Origin of the sequence: Streptomyces sp. BE20 (genome assembly GCF_036322525.1) — a bacterium.
GTDB lineage: Bacteria > Actinomycetota > Actinomycetes > Streptomycetales > Streptomycetaceae > Kitasatospora.
On record NZ_JAQYWW010000624.1, the window covers coordinates 1 to 362 of the forward strand.

1 protein-coding gene is annotated in these 362 nt (G+C 70.4%); it reads left to right on the top strand.

Annotation, left to right across the window (positions count from 1 at the left end; genetic code table 11):
- The first annotated feature begins 9 nt into the window (after positions 1 to 9).
- Positions 10 to 324 (top strand): ArsR/SmtB family transcription factor, encoded by a 315-nt coding sequence (locus PUR61_RS13385; RefSeq protein WP_443035164.1) that lies wholly within the window; start codon positions 10 to 12, stop codon positions 322 to 324.
- The last annotated feature ends 38 nt before the right edge of the window (positions 325 to 362 follow it).

Consider the following 362-nt stretch of genomic DNA (forward strand, 5'->3'; position numbering starts at 1 on the left):
CCCAAGGCCGTGCCCTGCTGCCCGCCGATCACCTCGGCGGAGCTGTCGGCCGAGGACGCGGTACTGATGGCCGCGATGTTCAAGGCGCTGTCCGACCCGGTGAGGCTGCGGCTGTTCTCGAAGATCGCCTCACACCCGGGCGGGGAGGCGTGCGTATGCGACATCCAGGACGTCGGGGTGTCCCAGCCGACCGTCTCCCACCACTTGAAGAAGCTGCGCGAGGCCGGGCTGCTGACCAGCGAGCGCAGGGGCACTTGGGTGTACTACCGGGTCGCGCCGTCCGTGGTGGCGGGTATGGCCACCCTGCTCGACCTCAACCGCTGACCCGCCACCCGAAGGAGCCCCGTTGCCGCACGCCGTCG